Source organism: Pseudomonas sp. WHRI 8519, from assembly GCF_040224055.2.
Lineage (GTDB): Bacteria > Pseudomonadota > Gammaproteobacteria > Pseudomonadales > Pseudomonadaceae > Aquipseudomonas > Aquipseudomonas putida_X.
Window position 1 is genome coordinate 3,699,114 of the sequence record NZ_CP167996.1, and the last position, 19,855, is coordinate 3,718,968.

At 60.6% G+C, this 19,855-nt stretch carries 25 protein-coding genes and 2 tRNA genes; 14 read left to right on the top strand and 13 right to left on the bottom strand.

The window, feature by feature from the left end; translation table 11 throughout:
* The first annotated feature begins 30 nt into the window (after window positions 1-30).
* From modA to csrA, 5 genes are all read left to right on the top strand, one after another.
* Window positions 31-789, top strand: a complete 759-nt coding sequence (modA, locus tag ABRP30_RS16925) for a molybdate ABC transporter substrate-binding protein (RefSeq protein WP_267816945.1) — start codon at window positions 31-33, stop codon at window positions 787-789.
* A complete protein-coding gene (gene modB, locus ABRP30_RS16930) occupies window positions 789-1,469 on the top strand; it encodes a molybdate ABC transporter permease subunit (RefSeq protein ID WP_267816947.1) in 681 nt (226 codons plus the stop codon). The genes modA and modB overlap by 1 nt, the downstream gene beginning before the upstream one ends.
* 1 nt (window position 1,470) lies before the next feature.
* Complete coding sequence (gene modC, locus ABRP30_RS16935; RefSeq protein WP_349974896.1) at window positions 1,471-2,562, top strand: molybdenum ABC transporter ATP-binding protein; 1,092 nt, start codon at window positions 1,471-1,473, stop codon at window positions 2,560-2,562.
* Window positions 2,563-2,619: 57 nt separating this feature from the next.
* Window positions 2,620-3,642 (top strand): DNA topoisomerase IB, encoded by a 1,023-nt coding sequence (locus ABRP30_RS16940; protein ID WP_241805341.1) that lies wholly within the window; start codon window positions 2,620-2,622, stop codon window positions 3,640-3,642.
* A 252-nt stretch (window positions 3,643-3,894) separates the two neighbouring features.
* The gene (gene csrA, locus ABRP30_RS16945; protein WP_012315047.1) at window positions 3,895-4,092 is read left to right on the top strand and encodes a carbon storage regulator CsrA; all 198 of its coding nucleotides are present in this window, start codon (window positions 3,895-3,897) and stop codon (window positions 4,090-4,092) included.
* Between the two features lie 62 nt (window positions 4,093-4,154).
* Here csrA and ABRP30_RS16950 read toward each other — a convergent pair whose 3' ends face one another.
* Genes ABRP30_RS16950 through ABRP30_RS16960 form a run of 3 tightly spaced genes read right to left on the bottom strand, consistent with a single transcriptional unit; the run spans window position 4,155 to window position 7,130 of the window.
* A complete protein-coding gene (locus ABRP30_RS16950) occupies window positions 4,155-4,508 on the bottom strand; it encodes a response regulator (protein ID WP_349974897.1) in 354 nt (117 codons plus the stop codon).
* Window positions 4,509-4,518: 10 nt separating this feature from the next.
* The gene (locus ABRP30_RS16955) at window positions 4,519-5,964 is read right to left on the bottom strand and encodes an ATPase domain-containing protein (protein ID WP_349974898.1); all 1,446 of its coding nucleotides are present in this window, start codon (window positions 5,962-5,964) and stop codon (window positions 4,519-4,521) included.
* A gap of 5 nt (window positions 5,965-5,969) precedes the next feature.
* The gene (locus ABRP30_RS16960; RefSeq protein ID WP_349974899.1) at window positions 5,970-7,130 is read right to left on the bottom strand and encodes an ATP-binding protein; all 1,161 of its coding nucleotides are present in this window, start codon (window positions 7,128-7,130) and stop codon (window positions 5,970-5,972) included.
* A gap of 299 nt (window positions 7,131-7,429) precedes the next feature.
* Here ABRP30_RS16960 and ABRP30_RS16965 point away from each other — a divergent pair.
* Window positions 7,430-7,514, top strand: a tRNA-Leu gene (locus ABRP30_RS16965).
* 176 nt (window positions 7,515-7,690) lie between these two features.
* Window positions 7,691-8,104, top strand: a complete 414-nt coding sequence (locus tag ABRP30_RS16970) for a DoxX family protein (protein WP_241805345.1) — start codon at window positions 7,691-7,693, stop codon at window positions 8,102-8,104.
* A 1-nt stretch (window position 8,105) separates the two neighbouring features.
* Here the strand turns inward: ABRP30_RS16970 and ABRP30_RS16975 are convergent, their stop codons facing one another.
* Complete coding sequence (locus ABRP30_RS16975; protein ID WP_349974900.1) at window positions 8,106-8,318, bottom strand: hypothetical protein; 213 nt, start codon at window positions 8,316-8,318, stop codon at window positions 8,106-8,108.
* 251 nt (window positions 8,319-8,569) lie between these two features.
* Here ABRP30_RS16975 and ABRP30_RS16980 point away from each other — a divergent pair, with 251 nt between their 5' ends.
* Both ABRP30_RS16980 and ABRP30_RS16985 read left to right on the top strand, forming a co-directional pair.
* Entirely contained in the window at window positions 8,570-9,244 is a 675-nt protein-coding gene (locus ABRP30_RS16980) for a polysaccharide lyase family 7 protein (protein WP_349974901.1), read from the top strand.
* A 306-nt stretch (window positions 9,245-9,550) separates the two neighbouring features.
* On the top strand, window positions 9,551-9,922 hold the full coding sequence (locus ABRP30_RS16985; RefSeq protein WP_349974902.1) for a hypothetical protein: 372 nt from the start codon (window positions 9,551-9,553) through the stop codon (window positions 9,920-9,922).
* Between the two features lie 48 nt (window positions 9,923-9,970).
* Here ABRP30_RS16985 and ABRP30_RS16990 read toward each other — a convergent pair whose 3' ends face one another.
* From ABRP30_RS16990 to ABRP30_RS17010, 5 genes are all read right to left on the bottom strand, one after another.
* Entirely contained in the window at window positions 9,971-10,228 is a 258-nt protein-coding gene (locus ABRP30_RS16990; protein ID WP_349974903.1) for a hypothetical protein, read from the bottom strand.
* Window positions 10,229-10,390: 162 nt separating this feature from the next.
* Window positions 10,391-10,687 (bottom strand): hypothetical protein, encoded by a 297-nt coding sequence (locus ABRP30_RS16995; protein WP_241805350.1) that lies wholly within the window; start codon window positions 10,685-10,687, stop codon window positions 10,391-10,393.
* 335 nt (window positions 10,688-11,022) lie between these two features.
* Window positions 11,023-11,232: a hypothetical protein gene (locus ABRP30_RS17000; protein WP_267817012.1), complete on the bottom strand. Its 210-nt coding sequence runs from the start codon at window positions 11,230-11,232 to the stop codon at window positions 11,023-11,025.
* The gene (umuC, locus tag ABRP30_RS17005; RefSeq protein ID WP_349974904.1) at window positions 11,226-12,500 is read right to left on the bottom strand and encodes a translesion error-prone DNA polymerase V subunit UmuC; all 1,275 of its coding nucleotides are present in this window, start codon (window positions 12,498-12,500) and stop codon (window positions 11,226-11,228) included. The genes ABRP30_RS17000 and umuC overlap by 7 nt, the downstream gene beginning before the upstream one ends.
* Window positions 12,490-12,918 (bottom strand): LexA family transcriptional regulator, encoded by a 429-nt coding sequence (locus ABRP30_RS17010; RefSeq protein WP_241805353.1) that lies wholly within the window; start codon window positions 12,916-12,918, stop codon window positions 12,490-12,492. Before ABRP30_RS17010 ends, umuC begins: the two co-directional genes overlap by 11 nt.
* A gap of 102 nt (window positions 12,919-13,020) precedes the next feature.
* Here ABRP30_RS17010 and ABRP30_RS17015 point away from each other — a divergent pair, with 102 nt between their 5' ends.
* Window positions 13,021-13,710, top strand: coding sequence for an SOS response-associated peptidase family protein (locus tag ABRP30_RS17015; protein ID WP_349975163.1), 690 nt, complete (start codon window positions 13,021-13,023; stop codon window positions 13,708-13,710).
* A gap of 239 nt (window positions 13,711-13,949) precedes the next feature.
* On the opposite strand, the gene ABRP30_RS17020 is transcribed toward ABRP30_RS17015, so the two are convergent.
* Together ABRP30_RS17020 and sohB are read right to left on the bottom strand one after the other, a co-directional pair.
* Window positions 13,950-14,023, bottom strand: a tRNA-Cys gene (locus ABRP30_RS17020).
* A gap of 151 nt (window positions 14,024-14,174) precedes the next feature.
* Window positions 14,175-15,194, bottom strand: coding sequence for a protease SohB (sohB, locus tag ABRP30_RS17025; protein WP_241805354.1), 1,020 nt, complete (start codon window positions 15,192-15,194; stop codon window positions 14,175-14,177).
* Window positions 15,195-15,391: 197 nt separating this feature from the next.
* Between sohB and ABRP30_RS17030 the strand changes: the two genes are divergently transcribed.
* The 4 genes from ABRP30_RS17030 (at window position 15,392) to ABRP30_RS17045 (ending at window position 18,526) form a co-directional block, all read left to right on the top strand.
* Entirely contained in the window at window positions 15,392-16,102 is a 711-nt protein-coding gene (locus tag ABRP30_RS17030; protein ID WP_349974905.1) for a histidine phosphatase family protein, read from the top strand.
* A 55-nt stretch (window positions 16,103-16,157) separates the two neighbouring features.
* Entirely contained in the window at window positions 16,158-16,475 is a 318-nt protein-coding gene (locus tag ABRP30_RS17035; protein ID WP_241805356.1) for an SCP2 sterol-binding domain-containing protein, read from the top strand.
* Between the two features lie 192 nt (window positions 16,476-16,667).
* Window positions 16,668-17,735, top strand: coding sequence for a phosphotransferase family protein (locus ABRP30_RS17040; protein WP_241805357.1), 1,068 nt, complete (start codon window positions 16,668-16,670; stop codon window positions 17,733-17,735).
* A 23-nt stretch (window positions 17,736-17,758) separates the two neighbouring features.
* The gene (locus tag ABRP30_RS17045) at window positions 17,759-18,526 is read left to right on the top strand and encodes an SDR family oxidoreductase (protein WP_349974906.1); all 768 of its coding nucleotides are present in this window, start codon (window positions 17,759-17,761) and stop codon (window positions 18,524-18,526) included.
* On the opposite strand, the gene ABRP30_RS17050 is transcribed toward ABRP30_RS17045, so the two are convergent.
* Window positions 18,527-19,348, bottom strand: coding sequence for a class I SAM-dependent methyltransferase (locus ABRP30_RS17050; protein WP_349974907.1), 822 nt, complete (start codon window positions 19,346-19,348; stop codon window positions 18,527-18,529).
* A gap of 91 nt (window positions 19,349-19,439) precedes the next feature.
* Complete coding sequence (locus ABRP30_RS17055) at window positions 19,440-19,790, bottom strand: hypothetical protein (protein ID WP_349974908.1); 351 nt, start codon at window positions 19,788-19,790, stop codon at window positions 19,440-19,442.
* Window positions 19,791-19,855: the final 65 nt, after the last annotated feature.

The following is a 19,855-nucleotide window of genomic DNA, read 5'->3' on the forward strand; positions in this document are numbered from 1 at the left end:
GATAACCTGAACTCCCAAGGAGCTGTTTTCATGCGTACACGCTTGCCCCTCCTGGCCGCCACTGCCCTCGCCTGCATCCTATCCGTCAACAGCGCCTGGGCCGACGAGGTGCAGGTTGCGGTCGCCGCAAACTTCACCGCGCCGATCCAGGCCATCGCCAAGGACTTCGAGAAAGACACCGGCCATAAGCTGATCGCTGCCTACGGCGCCACCGGGCAGTTCTACGCACAGATCAAGAACGGCGCGCCGTTCGAGGTGTTCCTCGCCGCCGATGACAGCACCCCGGCCAAGCTGGAGCAGGAAAAGGACATCGTCCCCGGCTCGCGCTTCACCTACGCCATTGGTACGTTGGCCCTGTGGTCGGCCAAGGACGGCTACGTTGACGCCCAAGGTGAGGTATTGAAGAAAAACCAGTACAAGCACCTGTCCATCGCCAACCCGAAAACGGCGCCCTACGGCCTGGCCGCCACACAAGTACTGGCCAAGCTTGGCTTGGCTCAAGCCACCCAGGGCAAGATCGTCGAAGGCCAGAACATCACCCAGGCCTTCCAGTTCGTCTCCACCGGCAATGCCGAGCTGGGTTTCGTCGCCCTGTCGCAGATCTACAAGGACGGCAAAGTCACCCGTGGTTCGGCCTGGGTCGTACCGTCCGAACTGCACGACCCTATCCGCCAGGACGCCGTCATTCTCAACAAGGGCAAAGATAACCCGGCGGCCAAGGCACTGGTTGAATACCTCAAAGGCCCCAAAGCCACTGCGATCATCAAGTCTTATGGTTATGAACGCTGATGCCACTGGACGCCAGTGACCTGGGGGCCATCTGGCTGACCGTCAAGCTGGCCAGCCTGACCACCCTGATCTTGCTGCTCATCGGCACGCCCATCGCCTGGTGGCTGGCGCGTACGCGCTCTTGGCTGCGCGGGCCGGTGGGCGCGGTGGTTGCGCTGCCGCTGGTGCTGCCGCCGACGGTGATCGGGTTTTACCTGCTGATCGCCCTCGGCCCGCATGGCTGGATAGGCCAGGCCACCGCGGCCCTGGGCCTGGGCAGCGTGGTGTTCAGTTTCACTGGCCTGGTGATCGGCTCGACGGTGTACTCCCTGCCGTTCGTGGTGCAACCGCTGCAGAACGCCTTCGCTGCCATCGGCCAGCGCCCGCTGGAAGTCGCCGCGACCTTGCGCGCCAGCCCGTGGGACACCTTCGTACATGTGGTGCTGCCGCTGGCACGGCCTGGTTTCATCACCGCCAGCATCCTTGGTTTTGCCCACACCGTAGGCGAGTTTGGTGTGGTACTGATGATTGGCGGCAACATCCCTGACAAGACCCGCGTGGTCTCGGTGCAGATCTTCGATCACGTCGAGGCCATGGAATATACGCAAGCCCACTGGCTGGCCGGTGCCATGCTGGTGTTCTCGTTCCTGGTGCTGCTCCTGCTGTACGCAGGGCGCCGAGGCAAGCCTGGCTGGAGCTGAAATGAGCGGATCGATTGTGGCGCGCATCAAGCTTGCGCGTGACGACTTCACCTTGGATGTCGACCTGCAACTGCCAGGGCGCGGCATCAGCGCCCTCTTCGGCCATTCCGGCTCGGGCAAAACCTCGTGCCTGCGCTGCCTGGCCGGCCTGGAAAGGGCCGCGAGCGCCTATATAGAGGTCAACGGTGAAGTCTGGGAAGACAGTGCGCGCAACCACTTCCAGGCGCCCCACCTGCGGCCGGTCGGCTACGTGTTTCAGGAGGCCAGCCTGTTCCCGCACTTGTCGGTGCGCGGCAACCTGGCGTTCGGCTGGCGGCGAATTGCACCAGGCGAGCGCAAGGTCAACCTCGACCAGGCCTGCCAACTGCTGGGCATCGGCCACCTGCTCGAACGCAGGCCGGCAACCCTGTCGGGCGGCGAGGCTCAGCGTGTGGGTATCGCCCGGGCGCTGCTCAGCAGCCCGCGCCTGTTATTGATGGATGAGCCCCTGGCCGCACTGGACGGGCCGCGCAAGCGCGAGATCCTGCCCTACCTGGAGCGCCTGCACGATGAACTGGACGTTCCCGTGATCTACGTCAGCCATGCCCAGGACGAAGTGGCGCGGCTGGCCGACCACCTGGTGCTGCTGGAGCAAGGCAGGGCAACGGCCAGCGGCCCGATTGGGCAAACCCTCGCGCGCCTGGACCTGTCGCTGGCCCAGGGCGACGATGCCGGCGCGGTATTAGAGGGCGTGGTGGTTGACCACGACGCCCATTACGGCTTGCTCGACCTGCGCCTGCCTGGCAGTGAAGCGCCGTTGCTCCGGATTGCCCACCCGGCGCACGAAACGGGCAGCACCTTGCGGGTCAAGATTCAGGCCCGCGACGTCAGCCTGACGCTATCGCCAGATGGCGCCTCCAGCATCCTTAACCGGCTGGCCGTGCGGGTGCGTGACGTGCACCCGGCAGACAACCCGGCGCATGTGCTGGTCAGCCTGGATGCCGGCGGCAATGCCCTGCTGGCGCGCATCACCCGCTTCTCGGCGGACCAGCTCGGCCTGCATCCAGGGCAGGCGTTGATCGCGCAGATAAAGTCGGTAGCGCTATTGGGCTGAGCATCACTCGCGCGGCCGCTGTCCATTGATCAGTGACCTGATCGAGGCGTGCCGCCCATGCTTGACTGCACCTTACCCGCCAGCCTGCATTACGTTGACGATAGCCAGCCCGGCCTGAGCCGGCGCCGCTGGCGCGACCGTTTCATCTACCTTGATGCCCAAGGCCAGCGGGTGCGCGACAGCGAAACCCTGGCGCGCATCGCCGCCCTGGTGATCCCGCCAGCCTACACCGACGTGTGGATTTGCGCCGACCCGCAAGGCCACCTGCAAGCCACAGGGCGCGATGCGCGTGGCCGCAAGCAATACCGCTACCACGCCCAGTGGCGTGAGCTGCGCGATCAACACAAATATGGACGCATGCTGGCCTTCGCCCAGGCATTGCCCAAGCTTCGCGCACAGCTGGAGACGCACCTGGCGCGCCCGGGGCTGGACCGGGAGAAGGTAATGGCACTGGTGGTCAGCCTGCTGGACCACACACTGATCCGCATTGGCAACCAGCGCTATTTGCGCGACAACAAATCCTACGGCCTGACCACGCTGCGCAACCGCCATGTGAAGGTCGAGGGCAGCACCATCCGCTTCCAGTTCCGCGGCAAGCGCGGCGTGGAACACAATGTCACCCTGCGCGACCGACGCCTGGCCAACCTGCTCAAACGTTGCATGGAGCTGCCGGGCCAAGCGCTGTTCCAGTACCTGGACGAAGAAGGCCAGCGGCACAGCATTGGGTCCAGTGAGATCAACCAGTTCCTGCAGCAACTGACCGGTGCCGATTTCACTGCCAAGGATTACCGCACCTGGGCAGGTAGCAGCCTGGCGCTGAGCCTGCTCAGGCCGCTGGCCTGGGAGCCGGAGAGCGAGGCCAAGCGCCAGGTTGCGAGCATCGTCAAGCAGGTGGCCGCGCGCCTGGGTAACACCCCGGCCGTATGCAGGCGCTGCTATATCCACCCTGCCGTGCTGGAGCATTACGCGTTGGGACGCCTGGCAGAGCTTCCTGGCCGCCGCGTGCGCAAGGGCCTTGATCCCGAAGAAGTGGCATTGCTGTTGTTTCTGCAGGCACTGGAGCAAGCACAAGCCAATTGAACGAGCCTATACCTGTAATCATGCAGAGAAATTTCCCATTAAGGCCGAAGCGCCCTATCCTTGCCACCGAGCACCTTCGCCGGACGCTTACCCGCGTTTCACCACGGCACCTGCAACTAAAGACACACAACAGAATTTGCTTTACGGGGAATTAATATCCGCCGAAAGCGTCTTTAATGAGAAGGAAGAGGGACAGGCTCCCACCACTGCGGCACTTGCCGGGTGGATTTCGATACCACCAAGGAGAACTACATGCTGATACTCACCCGTAAGGTTGGCGAAAGCATCGTCATCAACGATGACATCAAAGTCACCATTCTGGGCGTCAAGGGGATGCAGGTGAGGATTGGCATTGATGCACCAAAAGATGTCCAGGTGCACCGTGAAGAAATCTTCAAGCGTATCCAGGCCGGTAGCCCGGCGCCGGAAAAGCACGACGATCAACACTGATTGCGACACTTCAAGCCGCACGGACGCGCTTGATCGATTGCGTACCTACCGCAGCCCGAGCCTCAGGCGCCAAGCAGCTCGCGCACTTTGGCGATCAACTTGTCCACGTCGAACGGTTTGTCGAACGCCGCAGCGAACAGCTCCGGGCGTCCTTGGCTGGCCTGCGCGCCACTCATCAGGATCACAGGGAGGTCGGGCAACTGCAGCTCTTTGCGAATAGCCAGCACCAACTCTTCGCCGTTGAGCACCGGCATCATGTAGTCGGTGATCACCAGATCCACGCGTTTTTCCTGTAACGCTTCCAGGGCCGTGCGCCCATTGCTCGCCTTTTCTACCAGAAAGCCTTCGTCCTCCAGGGCAAAGCCCAGGATATCGGCGATCAGGTATTCGTCATCGACGATCAGAATAGTGTTCATCCGCCGCCCTTCACCCGCCGCCTTGGGGCACGGGCGTACCTGAGAGCACACCGGATGCGCCCTCGAAAGCCTTGTGCAGGTGAATGCCCTGTGGGCCGATATGCAACTCATGCAGCGCAGGGTCGTGATGGCTGTCACGCACCTTGAGCACTGACAACATGCGCCGCAGTTGCGAATCCAGTTCGACAAAACGCATCAATAACAGGTTATCGACGATGCTCGACAGGTCGGGAGCCGGGGCGGTGATTTCCGCGCCAAACAGGTCGCGCATCTCCCAGGTGAGCATGACGCTGACATCGCGTGCGCGCAGCTCGCCAGTCAAGGCGCGGAAAAACGCATTGAGCCGTGCCGGGTCAGTTGCCAGGCGGCTGAATGCGCCCAGGCTGTCGATCAGCACACGCTTGCTACCCTGCTGCTGGACTTGTTCCAACAGGCGTGCACCCACCTGGTCGAGCAAGCCCTCGGTCGTCGGCTGCCAGCTCAGTTGCAAAGCACCTTGCCGCTCCAGCGCGTCGAAGTCGTAACCCAAGGAAGCGGCCTTCAGGCGTACCCTGGCAGGTGTTTCATAGAAGCCGAAATGCAGCGCAGGGCTCTCGGCGGTTGCTGCGCCAAGAAAGGCCAGGCCCAGCGACGTCTTGCCTGCACCGGAGGGGCCCATCAACAAACTCACCGAACCACTGGCCAGCCCGCCGCCCAACATTTCATCCAGCGCGGTTACGCCCGAGGTCACCTGGCTCAGCGTGGCCGAACCCAGCTGGCTGGGGTGGCTGTACAGCGCTTCCAGGCGCGGGTAAACATGGATCCCGTCCTCGTCGATCAGGCATTCATGGCGCCCGGACAGTGCCCCGCTACCCCGCGTCTTGCGCAGTTGCACATGGCGCACGGCGCGGCTACCCAGCAACTGTTCCCCCAGTTCGATCACGCCATCGACCATGGTGTGCTCGGGGCTGCCTTCATCGAGCCGGGCACTGGTCAGCAGCAGCACGGTACAGCCGGCAAAAGCGGCATGCCCCTGCAGTTCAGAAACGAACTTCTTGGTATCCAGTGTGGTTTCCGCGCGGACCCTGGCATTGAGCAGGCCGTCGACGATCAGCAGGCTGGCTTGCTGCCGGGCAATTTCCTGGCGGAGCAATTTGACCACCGCATCGAGCCCCTCCTTTTCGAGGGTATCGAAGGCACTGACGAACTGGATCTGGTCACCGATCAGCGCCGAGTCGAAGAACCCCATGGTCGCCAGATACTGAAAAAGCCGTTCATGGGGCTCGCTGAGCAGGGTGGCAACCAACACTCGTCCACCCTTGCGTACATGACCACATGCCAACTGGTTGGCGAGGATGGTCTTGCCCGCGCCAGGTGGGCCCTGAACGATGTAGGAGCCGCCTGTGACCAGGCCGCCCTTGAGCAAGGCATCGAGCCCTTCGATCCCCGTCAACAGCCGCTTGAGTGCCTGAACCATGGGAGTTACCTGTGGGGTTGAGGGGCCGCAGCGTGCTCCGACGCCGGCAGGTAAAGGCGCATGCAGGTGCCCTTGCCGACCGTACTTTGCACAGTGATTGCGCCGTTGCTTTGCTTGGCAAAGCCGTAGGCCTGACTGAGCCCGAGACCTGTACCCTTGCCAAAAGGCTTGGTGGTGAAAAATGGCTCGAAGATGCGTGGCAGCACGTGGGAGTCGATGCCAGCACCGGAGTCGCGCACTTCAAAGCACACGAACGTGCCGTGCAGCCCGTCTACTTCGCCGGTAAGCTCGACAGCATCAAGCGCAATACAGATTGTGCCGCGCTCACCGACGGCATCGCGGGCATTGAACAGCAAATTGAGCAGTACCATCTGCAACTGCCCGGCATCCACCTCGATCACGGGCAGGTCAGGTTGCAGGTGCTCTTGCAGTTCGATAGCGCTCGGCAAGGCGTGCTCCAGCAAACTGCGCGTGGAAGCCAGTACCGTAGCGGGCGCCACCACCGTGACATCCATCTGCCGATGCCTGGCGAACGTCAGCAGTTGCTGCGTCAGCTCGGTACCACGCTGGCCTGCATCCAGGATGTGCTCCAGCATACGCTGCACGCGCACGGGGTCCGGGCTGTTCAGTGCCAGCTTGGCCGAACTCATGATGATGGTGAGCAGGTTGTTGAAGTCGTGCGCCAATCCGCCCGTCAATTGGCCCAGCGCCTCGAGCTTTTGCGCCTGGAACAGCTGAGCACGCATGGCGTCCAGTTGCAGTGCCGATTCGCGCCGGTCGGTAATATCGCGCGTGACCTTGGCCAGGCCAATGATCTGTCCCAGATCATCGCGGATCACATCGAGGGCGGCCAACGCCCAGAATTGCGTACCGTCCTTGCGTACCCGCCAGCCCTCATCTTGCGCCACGCCCAGCTCGAGGGCTTGCTTGAGCAGATAGTCAGGGCGCCCTTCAGCGCGGTCTTGGGGTGTGAAGAACAGCGAGAAATGCCGGCCTATCACCTCGTCGGCACGGTAGCCCTTGATCCGTTCAGCGCCGGCATTCCACGACACCACGAGGCCAGAAGGGTCGAGCATGTAGATGGCATAGTCCACCACAGCCTGCACCAGTTGCTCGTAGCGGTTGGCGGTCATTGCAGGTGGGGCGATGCAGTCGGCTGAAACCATGCAAACTCCACTGGCACAGCGGTTGGGCGGTAATGAGTGTGGCCAGCGTAGCCTCAGGCATGGGCGGACGATGCACCCGTTAGCACGATGATGGCTGGCTAAGTACGCAGACGCTGCACTTATTGGATCCAGTAAGGAACGGCACAGTGGCCTAATGACAGCGAGGTGTCAATCGCCTGTGCAAATGCCACCCACTCCTTTGATCATAGGCGCTATGGTTGACTCAACTATAACAATGGGTTATAAAGCGCGCCTGATTACCAGCGCCTTCTGTTCAGAGGCGCGCCGGTTTCAAGCGTGCGAGTGTGGTGGAATTGGTATACACAGCAGACTTAAAATCTGTCGGCGTGAGCCTTGCGGGTTCGAGTCCCGCCACTCGCACCATATTCCTCGAAAAGGCGCCCTTCCGGTGATGCCCTTCAGTCAAGCGATGTGCTGCATAGCAGCCCTGACAACGCCAACTGACCGACATTAGCCATACGGCGCCTTTTTGCTGCCCGGCGGAAATTCGCCTTGCAGCTGCTAGAGTGGAGTTTGTCTGCATCCACTGGAAGGCTGCCATGCGCTACTCCCTGCTTGCTGGTCAACGCGACGTGATCATCCTGGTCGCCCGTGTGCTGTTGATGATCCTCTTCGTCATTTCCGGCTGGGCGAAGCTGACCGGCTTCGAGGGCACGGTCGGCTACATGACGTCGCTGGGGGCCCCCGCGCCCATGGTTGCCGCAGCGGTCGCCGTGATCATGGAATTCTTCGTCGCCATCATCCTGATCCTCGGCTTCTATACCCGTCCGCTAGCCTTGCTGTTCGCCCTGTTCGTACTGGGCACCGCGCTGTTGGGGCACCCGTTCTGGAATATGGTCGACCCTGAACGTGCCGCCAACATGACCCAGTTCCTGAAGAACCTCAGCATCGTTGGCGGTTTGCTGTTGCTGGCGGTGAGCGGCCCCGGGCGATTCTCGCTGGACGGGCGCTGAGTCAGTCGTCCAGGTCATCGTGCCAGGCTGGATGGTCGCGCTCGTCATCATCGAGGTCATCGAGGTCATCGAGGTCATCCAGCAGCGCATCATCCTCTTCGACCTCATCCTCGGCACCCTGCGCATCCGCCTCAGGTTCAAAGCCGTCGTAGAGAAATTCGTGGTCGAGCAGGTGATCGTGTTCAGGCTCGTGCAGGTCGTCTTCGTCGCGCATGGTCGCTCCCGGAAAAATGGCACGCCTGTATAGGCGCATCTGCAGCCATGGTCAATGGATGGGGGGTTAATACTGACTTAACCGGTTGCCCCCATCCTACAGGCTCTCCCTTCAAACGTGACTTGCCCGCCAGCATGGCGGGCTTTTTTCTCCCTGCGCCTCATCAGTGAAACACGTCTTCGATGGAACTTCCCCCCTGCCTGCCAGGCTCGCAAACCTTGCAGGACTCGGAATTTTCAAGGAGAAATTTCATGGCCGTATACATCGACAATCTGATCATCACCACCCCGGTGCCGAAATCGCCCTCCAACCCGGTTGCCCTGGAGGTCACTGGCGCACAGGCCTTGGCTACCCTGACCAGCGTTGTTGCCCGCCAGAGTGACGGCTCGATACGCATGACCGCCCCGACCAAGGGCGCGGCCAGCAAGAGTACTCACCGCACACGCTGCGAATGGAAGGAAGCCGTGTACTGGTCACTGGGCAGTGCCGCCCGCCACCGCAATCACCAGACCATGACCCTTGAGAAGGTCAATCTGGCGCAAAAGGTGGTCATTGCCCAATTGCATGTGAAAGATAACAACAGCCCGCCAATCAAGGTGTTCTGGAACAAAGGCAAAATCACTGTAGGCTTTCGCTCAGATTTGACTCAGGCAACGCCTCTCAACAGCACCGTGCTGGCCGATGTGCCGCTGGGCGTGCGTTTCGATGTGAGTATCGAGGTTAGCGAAGACGGCGCTTGCAAGGTCAGCGCGAACTGCAATGGCCGCAGTGGCACCACGGTCGGGCTGCAACTGGGGCCATCGTGGGCAACGCAGACGCTGAATTTCCACGGCGGGGTCTACAATCAAGTGGACTTCAGCGATGACACGCCGGCAGAGGATGCTTCGGTGTGTGTGATCAGCGCACTTGAGCTGAGCCATGAGTGAGCCAGGCATTACTGATTGTCTACATGCTCTTCACGAATTCATGACACACGCCTTGGCACACTGACACTGCTTCTCACGTTCTTTGGGCCCGCCACTTGTTGGCGGGTTTTCTTTTTCTGGTGGGCCTAATACCGCCGGACGCTGAATGCCAACCGTCACGCAGCCTCACCCTCACTCCGTAGCTGCTCGGTTTCGGAAATCTTTGGCCCCGAGGAAACAACCGACTCCCAGGCCGTCGCGCGCCACAGCGGGTGATCAGCTAGCGCAAGACCCTTGGTCATCTTTTTGTACTACTCAGTACATTTCATGGGTAAAATCCGCTCCCGACCGGGAATTGCCCTACAAACCTACGAGCTGGTTATGGAGTGTATTGAGACGATGCAAGCGGATTCAAATCGCCTGATGACCGCTCTGGAGCGCAAAATGCTGCTTGAAAGTTTCAGCATCAGCGCTACCCGGATTGAGGAGCAGTTGAAGTACATCGTTTGCGGGCACTCCACATCAGCCGAGCTAGAGCGACTGCTTGGCCCGTATGAGAACTGCGAGAGCCGGGGGGAGCTGAGATTGCTTCGGTGGGCGTTTGTCTATACAGAAGAGGGCCTGGGCCTGAGCGACCCTCAAGTGCTCACGGTCGCCATCGACGCAAAGGGCTGCGTCACTGATTTTGCCCTCGTGTAGCGCAAGGCCTGAGGGAAATCATTCATGAACGCCCTGACGCTCTAAATGCTATCGACTTCTTAAACGCTGGCTAGAGTTATTGCTCGCGCCTCTCAACTGGGGCGCCTCCAGAACCCTGAGATTCTGGGCATCGGCGAACTCCATCCAGTAATCGAACGCCTCACGGTGGCTGCGGCAGGTATCGTACCAATCGATGCTATCGATTTGCCCATAGGCAATCTTGGTCATCGTATCAGCCGTCAACTCGCTGAGCCTTTTGAGCGCTTGGTACGCATGATACTGGCGCTCTTGATTATCAGTGTCCATGAGAATTCACCCGCAAGTCCATGTTTCTTATCAGTACTACTTACACCGACTAGCACACCTGCCTGGTGTTTCTTACTGCTGGTGAAAACCCGACGAACGTATCACCTCTCCCCCCGCTGAGCTCACTCTTAGCTGCCAAGATAAGCGCGAAAACGGGAGGCCTTAACCAGTCTTAGAGCGCTCCGACTGATCAATCTCTCCGGCCGCGATCCGGCGGGCACGCCCCACACCCCAGGCCAGCGCTCTGGTCATGGATTCACCGGGACGTGAATCGAATGCCTCCTCATGTAGGGCCATGCCGCCTGAGGCATACACCCCGATGAACATCTGCGTGTTACCTGTGCGCGACAGTCGCACCTGCACATCTATGAATGTTCCGTCATCGAGTCTTTCGTCATGAGTCCTACTGTGAAGCGTCGGGTCAGCCCAAGCCCAGAAAACTTCACCGCGTATCCTCATGGCGCTCTCCTAATACTTTGGTCTTATTCGGATGGTGTATTGCCACCATAGCCAAAGCCCGGCGCTAAGCAACCGAGTACCACCGGTTTGTGATTTGAATCGGACAATCGGTTGTAATCGTCTCCCCGCCATTCACTACCGTGATATGGCGGGCACGGAGCATCAGGCATAGACCGTGCGATCGACCTGAGCATGGAGGCGCTCAAGCCTTGGCGCGGCGTCACCTGCCACCTGCTCAAAGGGGGTCGGCATCAACTGCATCACCATCGAACGGGCGAAGACGTTTTGCAAACCGATACAAGAACGGCCTATAGCCCCCAGTCGCTTCGAGCGCCTCAAGCTACCTCTTCACGCTCAAACAGTGCCCATAGCCGAGCAGACTCGGCAAACTCCAGCATCTCGACGAGCTGGTCTGCATCAACGTCGCTGCGCCGGTGCGCGGCAATCGCGAGTTCAGCAAGCACAGCTGCTCGACCATCGGGATCGGCCACCAGAGCCGATTGGTCATTGAGTTCGGCCAACCAGGCCGTTGGCAGCCTCAACATTTGACCGTCCACAACTGGTCGATCCGCGTCGTATAGGATTGGCTCATCATCTCCCTCCTCATTGCCCAGTCCGGTGTCGCCGGCACACTGGCGGCGCGCATCGTCCCCCTCCCCCAGCGCTCGTTGATGCCATCCATCACCTGCATCAACCGGTCACATGCCACCGATTGCTTCAGCGCAAACAAGTCCCCTGAAAACTCACCTGATTGCCGCAGGTCCATCAGCAGCACCTCTGCCTTGCTGTAGCGAAAACCGGGCCTGAAGATACGGCCAACCGCTTCTGTGGCTAATCGGGTCATCAACAGCGTGTCGCAGGTAGGGTATGGAAGCTCAACCAAAGCCCCCTGTGCGTGGTGCGCCTCATCCGGGTTGAACATGCCGGTGCGGACGCTGACGCGCATGCGCTTGCACACCGAACCCTGGGCCCGAAGCTTTTCTGCAGCCCGACCGACATAGGTGGCCACCGCCTGCTTGATGGGCGCCAGCTCAGTCAGCCGCTTGCCGAACATCCGGCTGCAGCAGATCTCCTGCTTCGGCGGCTCAGCCTCGTCCAACTCCAGGCAAGGCGTGCCAGCCAACTCGCGGGCAGTTTTCTCGACCAGCACACTGAATGTCTGTCGCAGCGTCCAGGCGTCAGCCCTAGCCAGATCCATCGCCGTGTGAATGCCCATCGCTTCAAGGTGGGCAGTCATACGGCGGCCCACTCCCCACACCTCCTTCACCTTGGTATTGCGTAACACCCAATCGCGCTTGAACGACTCGGTAATATCGACCACCCCGCCAGTCTGCGCTTGCAAGCGCTTGGCCATGTGATTGGCAAGCTTGGCCAAGGTCTTTGTGCCGGCGATCCCAACCCCCACAGGTATGCCGGTGCACTGGAAGATCCTGGACCTGAGCTTTCGCCCGAACTGGGTCAGGTTTTCCTGAATACCGGACAGATCAGCGAAGCACTCGTCGATGCTGTAGATCTCGGCGGCAGGCACCATCGACTCGATCAGGGACATGACGCGCTCGCTCATGTCGCCGTAAAGCGCGTAATTACTGCTAAAGGCCATGATGCCGTGCCGACGCAGCTTGTCCTTGGCCTGAAAGTACGGCTCGCCCATCTTCACGAATGGCTTGGCGTCGTATGACCTGGCGATCACGCACCCATCATTGTTGCTCAACACAACGATCGGGGTCTTGGCCAGGTCGGGCCGGAATACTCGCTCGCAGCTCGCGTAAAACGAGTTGCAATCGATGAGTGCGAAAACTTGGTCACTGCGCATGGTCGCGAACGCTGTAACGCACAACGCCCCATATGACCAGATCATCGCCCTCCATGATGTACCGCGGCGGATACGCCGGGTTTTCCGACTTGAGGATCACCACGCCGTCGCGACGATGCAGGCGCTTGCAGACCGGCTCGCTGTTTACCGCGGCAATGACCACGTCGCCGTGCTCGGCCTCACGGCCGCGATCTACGATGACAATGTCGCCGGAGTAAATCCCCGCCCCTTGCATGCTGTCGCCCTCCACTTTCACCAGATACACATGGGGTGCGCGGAGGTCGAACAGCTCATCAAGAGAGATATGGCCTTCCAGATGGTCCGCTGCCGGGGATGGAAATCCGGCCGGCACATGAAATGAATAGAGCGGTAGCGGCTCGGTAGTGCCAGATGGCGTACCCAAAATTGTGATGGTCATAATGGTGAGCCTGATGAATACTGTATGTGTATACAGTAAATCCGGCATCGGCCGCTCGGTCAATCCTGGGCGATGAAAATTCTGACGGGCGAGAGGTGGGCAATGTGCGGACGGTACTCGATCTACGAATCGATGGATCATTACCTGCGCCAGCTATCGCTGGACCTGGTCGTGATAAATGGTTATGACCACGACCCAATAAGCCGTTACAACGTGGCGCCCTCCACCCGCGTCGAGGTCATACGCCAGGTAGACGGGGGGCTGAGCGTGGATCGGGTGAAGTGGGGGTGGTCGCCATTTTGGGCGAAGGGGAAGCGCCCCGACCCGATCAATGCTCGTGCTGAGACGGTCGTGACGGGGAAGTTCTTCAGAGACCTGTGGCCAGCCGGTAGAGCCCTGGCGCCAGCGAACGGTTGGTTCGAGTGGATACCCGACCCAGCAGAGCCAAAGCGGAAACAACCGATGTACATCACGAGCGTGGATGGCGCCCCGCTTTACTTCGCTGCGCTTGCTGAAGTGCACCAGGGCACTGAGCCGGACGAGCGCGACGGGTTCGTGATCGTCACGGCGGCGGCAGACCAGGGGCTGATCGACATCCATGACAGAAAGCCCTTGGTGCTGACGCCAGAGACCGCTCTAGAGTGGCTGGCCCCTACCACGTCGCCTGAGCGCGCTGCAGCGATCGTGAAGACAGGATGCCGCCCGGCTGAGGATTTCAGGTGGTACCCGGTGGGCAAGGCCGTGGGGAATGTACGTAATCAGGGCGCTGAGTTGATACGGCCGATTCAGTGAAGAGGCGGTAAATTCTTTGCGCGGGCTTTAGCTGTAGCGCGAAGGTGGTGGTCGGTTACTGTCTGAAACAACGACTCGCAGACCTTGGTCAGTTTATCGAGGCGCTGCTGGAACGGCGAAAGCTGCACGGTGTGCACAACTCATGCCTCACCACCATGACTCAAGCCTGCGGAAACGATCAGGTTTTCTAACGCCCAAAGAAAAACCCCGCAGACGTTAATCTGCGGGGCTTTCGAATGTGGAGGCCGAGGTCGGAATCGAACCGGCGTAGACGGATTTGCAATCCGGAGCATAACCACTTTGCTACTCGGCCTCAAGTTCGGATCTAGTTGCTTACGCTTCTATCTCCTTGAAACGTAGAACCTTTTTCAAAGTTTGCTGCGTTTCGATGGGCGCCATTATGTCTGCATTCATTCAACCTTGCAACCCCCTGAACAGAAAAAATATTCAAGAGGTTCAAGGTGTTAGCGCAAGCGGCCAAGTTTGCTCCACAACCCTACCACGGCGTTCTCCACCGCACCGCTCGCCGCCATGCCGATTCGCTCCTGAAGGCTTTTGCGTTCGGCATAGTGCACATGGAACAGGTTGGCGTTGCGAGCGCGCTCGCTGAGGTACTCGTCGCTGGTCTGCAACTGGTCCACCAGCTTGCGATTCAGCGCGGCGACACCCAGCCAGACTTCGCCGGTGGCCACTTCGTCGATGTGCAACTGCGGGCGGTAGCGGGCGACGAAATCCTTGAAGAGCTGGTGCGTAATGTCCAGGTCTTCCTGGAACTTCTCGCGCCCCTTCTCGGTGTTCTCGCCGAACACGGTCAGGGTGCGCTTGTACTCACCGGCAGTCAGCACTTCGAAATCGATATTGTGCTTCTTCAGCAGGCGGTTGACGTTGGGCAACTGCGCCACCACGCCGATCGAACCGAGCACGGCAAACGGCGCGCTGACGATTTTCTCGCCGATACAGGCCATCATGTAACCACCGCTGGCGGCCACCTTGTCGATGCACACGGTCAGCGGAATGCCAGCCTGGCGGATGCGCGCCAGCTGCGAGGCTGCAAGGCCGTAGCTGTGCACCAGGCCACCACCGCTTTCCAGGCGCAGTACCACCTCGTCACGCGGCGTGGCGAGGGTCAGCAGCGCCGTAATTTCGTTGCGCAGGCTCTCGGTGGCGGACGCCTTGATGTCGCCATCGAAGTCGAGCACGAACACCCGGCCTTTCTCTTCGACCTTGCCTTTTTTCTGCTGTTTTTCCGCTTTGGCCTGCTGCTTGCGCAGGGCCTTGAGCTGGGCCTTGTCGAGCAGGCCGGATTCCAGCCGCTCGCGCAACTCTTTGTAGAACTCGTTTAGGCGGGTAACCTGCAACTGCCCGCCAGCCTTGCGCCGCCCCTTGCCGCGCAAGCCGGCGATGGCAGACAGCACCACCAGGATGGCAATCACCAGGGTGGCGGTTTTAGCGAGAAAGCTTGCGTATTCGGCAAGAAACTCCACGTTGACTCCTTATGAACCTGCGCCTGTACGGCGCGAAACTTTAGCAAGCATACCGGTGCGCCCGTGGCGCTGCCAGCTGCGGTAAACGCTGGCAACACAGTTCAAACGACCTTTTCAAACGCTTGTATGTTTTTTCGTTGACAGCCCGTCTGGCGCATCCTAACCTCGCAGCAACCTTCAAGCGGCCGGATACCTTCGTGGGCAACCTCTACCTCATCCGACATGGCCAAGCCTCATTCGGCGCAGACGACTATGACGTGCTGTCGCCGGTGGGCATGCGGCAAAGCCAGGCACTGGGTGAGCACCTTGCCCGGCTGGACCTGCGCCTGGACCGATGCGTGGCGGGTGACCTGCGCCGCCAGCAAGACACTGCGCGGCTGGCGCTGGAGGCGTTGCACGCCAATGGCTGCGCAGTGCCCGCCATTGAGACCGACCCTGCGTTCAATGAGTTCGATGCCGACGGTGTTATCCGTGCCCTGCTGCCCGGCTTGCTGGCCGAAGAGCCACAGGCCCTGCACATCCTGCGCAATGGCGCGCAGAACCGCAGCGAATTCCAGCGCCTGTTCGCCGTGATGGTGCAGCGCTGGCACGACGGCGAACAGGCCGACGACGGCCTGGAAACCTGGCAAGCGTTCACCACGCGAGTCCAGGGTGGTTTGCAACGTGTGCTGGACAGCGCCGGCAGTGGCGACAACATCGCGGTGTTCACCTCAGGAGGCACCATTGCCGCCCTGCTTCACCTGACTACTGGAATTACCCCCAGCCAGGCCTTCTCGCTGAACTGGCAGATCATCAACACGTCGCTCAGCCAGCTGAAGTTCCGCGGCCGCGACGTGGCACTGGCTTCCTTCAACAACCAGGCCCACGTGCAGTTGTTGAAGGTGCCGGAGCTCATTACCTACAGATGAGCCCGGCTTGTTGTGTCCCGATCGGGGACGTAAATCACTCAATAAGGAATACGCCATGACCTCCGTAGCTGATGCCGTGAAAAAGATGCAAGAGAAGTTCAATCCGTCTGCAGCCGAAGGCCTGGACCTGGTGTTCGGCTTCGACATCACCGACGAAGACAAGAAATACGCCCTGATCGTCAAGGACGGTACCTGCGACCTGCAGGAAGGCGAGAACCCGAACGCCAACTGCACCCTGGTGATGGACAGCGACACCCTCAAGGGCATCGTCAGCGGCGAGACCGACGGCATGCAGGCGTTCATGAGCGGCAAGCTTCGCGTTGAAGGCGACATGATGCTGTCGATGAAACTCAGCGAGCTGTTCCCTTCCTGAGTGATGGGCGCACCGCGCGAGACGAAAACCGAAGCCAGACCGGCTTCGGTTTTTTTTTGCCCGCCGTGGCGTATTCGGTGCAGTGATCGGCCGGCAACACGCAAACCTATAGGACACCTGGCACGCTTGTTCCAATGCCTCAAGGCCATTAGATTAGCCAATAATCCTTGCGATCGATAATAAGGTAAACGCATGACGCTCACCGATCAGTCCACTCAGGTACGCCCCGGCGAAGAACTCGACGCGGCCGTCATCGATCCTTACCTGAAGGCCAACATCGCCGGCCTTGAGGGCACACCACGCATCAGCCAGTTCCCCGGGGGAGCCTCCAACCTGACCTATCTGGTGGCGTACCCAGGCCGTGAGTTCGTGCTGCGGCGCCCGCCTTTCGGCCAGAAAGCCAAGTCGGCCCACGACATGGGCCGTGAGTTCCGCATCCTCAACCAGCTCAACAGCGGCTTTCCTTATTGCCCCAAGGCCTACGCCCACTGCACCGATGAAACGGTGATCGGTGCCGAGTTCTATGTGATGGAGCGGGTGAACGGCATCATCCTGCGTTCGGACATTCCCGCCGAACTGAACCTGGATGCCAGCCGTACCGAGGCCCTCTGCAAAAGCTTCATCGACCGCCTGGTAGAGCTGCATCAAGTCGACTACCAGGCCTGCGGCCTCGCCGACCTGGGCAAGCCCGAGGGCTATGTACAGCGCCAGATCGAAGGCTGGACCAGCCGCTACGAAAAAGCCCTGACACCCGATGCGCCGCGCTGGGAGCAGGTCATTGCCTGGCTGCGCGAAAAGATGCCGGCCGACCACCCTCGCCCAGGCATCGTGCATAACGACTACCGCTTCGACAACGTGATCCTCGATGCCGAAAACCCCATGCGCATCATTGGCGTACTGGACTGGGAGATGGCCACGATCGGCGACCCACTGATGGACTTGGGCAACAGCCTGGCCTACTGGATCGAGGCGAGCGACCCGGCGCCGGTGCAACTGATGCGGCGCCAGCCGAGCAATGCCCAGGGCATGCTGACCCGCCGCCAGTTCGTCGATTACTACGCCGAGCGTGCGGGCATCCGCCTGGACAACTTCGATTACTACTATTGCTATGGCCTGTTCCGCCTGGCGGGCATCGTGCAGCAGATCTACTACCGCTTCTACCACGGCCAGACTCAGGACAAGCGCTTTGCCCAGTTCATTCACATGAACCGGCTGCTGGAGCAGATGAGCCTGCAGGTAATAGCCAAGTCCACGCTCTGACGACAGACAACAAGGAAAACAGCATGTCCAAGACCCACCTGTTCGACCTCGATGGCAAGATCGCTTTCGTCTCCGGCGCCAGCCGCGGCATTGGCGAGGCCATCGCGCACCTGCTGGCCCAGCAAGGTGCTCACGTGATCGTTTCCAGCCGCAAGCTCGAGGGCTGCCAGCAGGTGGCCGACGCGATCATCGCCGCAGGCGGCAAGGCCACCGCAGTGGCCTGCCACATCGGCGAACTGGAACAGATCCAGCAGGTTTTCTCCGGTATCCGCGAACAGTTCGGCCGCCTGGACGTGCTGGTCAACAACGCCGCCACCAACCCGCAGTTCTGCAACGTGCTGGACACCGACGCGGGCGCCTTCCAGAAGACCGTCGACGTCAATATCCGTGGCTATTTCTTCATGTCCGTCGAAGCCGGCAAGCTGATGCGTGAAAACGGCGGCGGCAGCATCATCAACGTGGCGTCGATCAATGGGGTTTCGCCGGGGCATTTCCAGGGGATCTACTCGGTGACCAAGGCTGCGGTGATCAACATGACCAAGGTCTTCGCCAAGGAGTGCGCGCAGTTCGGCATCCGCTGCAATGCCTTGCTGCCTGGCCTGACCGACACAAAGTTCGCCTCGGCGCTGGTGAAAAACGACGCCATCCTCAACGCTGCACTGCAGCAGATTCCGCTCAAACGCGTGGCCGACCCCAAGGAAATGGCCGGCGCCGTGCTGTACCTGGCCAGCGATGCCTCCAGTTACACCACCGGTACAGCGCTTAATGTCGACGGAGGTTACCTGTCCTGATCAGGCCTTGATCGCCTGCAGGGTGTAACTCAGCGGCAAGCGCTCAGGCTCCCGGCGCAGGCGCCATTCGCCGTCGGCGCCTTTGTCCATCTGGCCGGGTAACGCCTCCCAGGGGATGCTCTGGTGCTCGACCAGTGCCGTCAGTTGCAGCCCTTGCGCCAGCAGGGCACTGACGACTTCGCCCAGACCATGGTTCCACTCATGGGTTTCGGTCTGGGTGAGGCGTTGATCGCTGTCGACGTAAGTCTGGTCGCTGTGCCAAACCGTCGGCGCTTCGTGCTCGAAGTAGGAATATTCCAATTGCAGCCGGTCCTGATGGTCTTCATTGACGGCCATCAGCATCGGGTGGCCATCGCGCAGAAACAGCCGACCGCCAGGTTTGAGCAAGGCCGCCACTGCCCGGGCCCAAGGCTCGATGCGCGGTAGCCAGCACAATGCACCGATTCCGGTGTAGACCAGGTCGAAGGTGCCTGCCTGCAGTACCTGATCGGCCTCATAGACATTGGCTTCTACGTAGTCGATGGCTGTGTTGCAACGCCCGGCAAGGCGCCGCGCCTGCATCAGCGAAGCTGCCGAATAATCCAGCCCGCACACCAGCGCGCCCAAGCGCGCCAGCGACAAGGTGTCGGTGCCGATATGGCATTGCAGGTGAGCGGTGCGCAGGCCCTGAATATCGCCAAGGCGTGGCAGGTCGAAGCGTACGGTCTGGGAAAGGTGCGCCGGCTGCTGGACCAACTGCTCGACCTCGTAGTCCTTCGAGGCAGCATGCAGCGGCGCGCGCTCATCCCAGCTGGCGCGGTTGAGTTGATGTGATCGGTCCATGCTGTACGTCCTTGTCGTTTGAGTTGCGGCCATCGGCACCTTGCCGAGCGTGCCCACGCAGGCGCCGGCAAAGCCCCTAATCCTGCAAACGTTACAGGCAGGTAGCCGCCGCCGCCCGCCGCTGCAGGGCCACGCCGTCATTCTTCTGCGCGTAGTAATCCACCCGCGTGCCGCCCGCTTGAGGATAGACATCCACGAACGACTCCGCTTCGCGGGTATACACCGTCAGCCCACCTTGCTTGCGCGGCTGCAGATAGCCGCTGGCGTCTTCCCCGAACACATCCTCTTTCTGCCAACTGAACTGGATGCACTGGGCCACCAACTCCGGCGCCTTTTGCGAATCGAGCTGTGCAGTCGGCTTGCCACCACGGGCCGTATCCATGGTCGCTGAAGCACAACCGACCAATACCAGCGCCGCAGCCATCGGCAGAATTGCTCGCATGTTCCATCCTCGGGACAAAAAGAAGGCGACTCTAGCACTGCGCAGCATCGCGAGTGAATTGTCGG

Bases quoted from the DNA above. Each gene is read 5' to 3' on its own strand.
- modA (WP_267816945.1), top strand. From the start codon at position 31: ATGCGTACACGCTTGCCCCTCCTGGCCGCCACTGCCCTCGCCTGCATC.
- modB (WP_267816947.1), top strand. From the start codon at position 789: ATGCCACTGGACGCCAGTGACCTGGGGGCCATCTGGCTGACCGTCAAG.
- modC (WP_349974896.1), top strand. From the start codon at position 1,471: ATGAGCGGATCGATTGTGGCGCGCATCAAGCTTGCGCGTGACGACTTC.
- ABRP30_RS16940 (WP_241805341.1), top strand. From the start codon at position 2,620: ATGCTTGACTGCACCTTACCCGCCAGCCTGCATTACGTTGACGATAGC.
- csrA (WP_012315047.1), top strand. From the start codon at position 3,895: ATGCTGATACTCACCCGTAAGGTTGGCGAAAGCATCGTCATCAACGAT.
- ABRP30_RS16950 (WP_349974897.1), bottom strand. From the start codon at position 4,508: ATGAACACTATTCTGATCGTCGATGACGAATACCTGATCGCCGATATC.
- ABRP30_RS16955 (WP_349974898.1), bottom strand. From the start codon at position 5,964: ATGGTTCAGGCACTCAAGCGGCTGTTGACGGGGATCGAAGGGCTCGAT.
- ABRP30_RS16960 (WP_349974899.1), bottom strand. From the start codon at position 7,130: ATGGTTTCAGCCGACTGCATCGCCCCACCTGCAATGACCGCCAACCGC.
- ABRP30_RS16970 (WP_241805345.1), top strand. From the start codon at position 7,691: ATGCGCTACTCCCTGCTTGCTGGTCAACGCGACGTGATCATCCTGGTC.
- ABRP30_RS16975 (WP_349974900.1), bottom strand. From the start codon at position 8,318: ATGCGCGACGAAGACGACCTGCACGAGCCTGAACACGATCACCTGCTC.
- ABRP30_RS16980 (WP_349974901.1), top strand. From the start codon at position 8,570: ATGGCCGTATACATCGACAATCTGATCATCACCACCCCGGTGCCGAAA.
- ABRP30_RS16985 (WP_349974902.1), top strand. From the start codon at position 9,551: ATGGGTAAAATCCGCTCCCGACCGGGAATTGCCCTACAAACCTACGAG.
- ABRP30_RS16990 (WP_349974903.1), bottom strand. From the start codon at position 10,228: ATGGACACTGATAATCAAGAGCGCCAGTATCATGCGTACCAAGCGCTC.
- ABRP30_RS16995 (WP_241805350.1), bottom strand. From the start codon at position 10,687: ATGAGGATACGCGGTGAAGTTTTCTGGGCTTGGGCTGACCCGACGCTT.
- ABRP30_RS17000 (WP_267817012.1), bottom strand. From the start codon at position 11,232: ATGTTGAGGCTGCCAACGGCCTGGTTGGCCGAACTCAATGACCAATCG.
- umuC (WP_349974904.1), bottom strand. From the start codon at position 12,500: ATGCGCAGTGACCAAGTTTTCGCACTCATCGATTGCAACTCGTTTTAC.
- ABRP30_RS17010 (WP_241805353.1), bottom strand. From the start codon at position 12,918: ATGACCATCACAATTTTGGGTACGCCATCTGGCACTACCGAGCCGCTA.
- ABRP30_RS17015 (WP_349975163.1), top strand. From the start codon at position 13,021: ATGTGCGGACGGTACTCGATCTACGAATCGATGGATCATTACCTGCGC.
- ABRP30_RS17035 (WP_241805356.1), top strand. From the start codon at position 16,158: ATGACCTCCGTAGCTGATGCCGTGAAAAAGATGCAAGAGAAGTTCAAT.
- ABRP30_RS17040 (WP_241805357.1), top strand. From the start codon at position 16,668: ATGACGCTCACCGATCAGTCCACTCAGGTACGCCCCGGCGAAGAACTC.
- ABRP30_RS17045 (WP_349974906.1), top strand. From the start codon at position 17,759: ATGTCCAAGACCCACCTGTTCGACCTCGATGGCAAGATCGCTTTCGTC.
- ABRP30_RS17050 (WP_349974907.1), bottom strand. From the start codon at position 19,348: ATGGACCGATCACATCAACTCAACCGCGCCAGCTGGGATGAGCGCGCG.
- ABRP30_RS17055 (WP_349974908.1), bottom strand. From the start codon at position 19,790: ATGCGAGCAATTCTGCCGATGGCTGCGGCGCTGGTATTGGTCGGTTGT.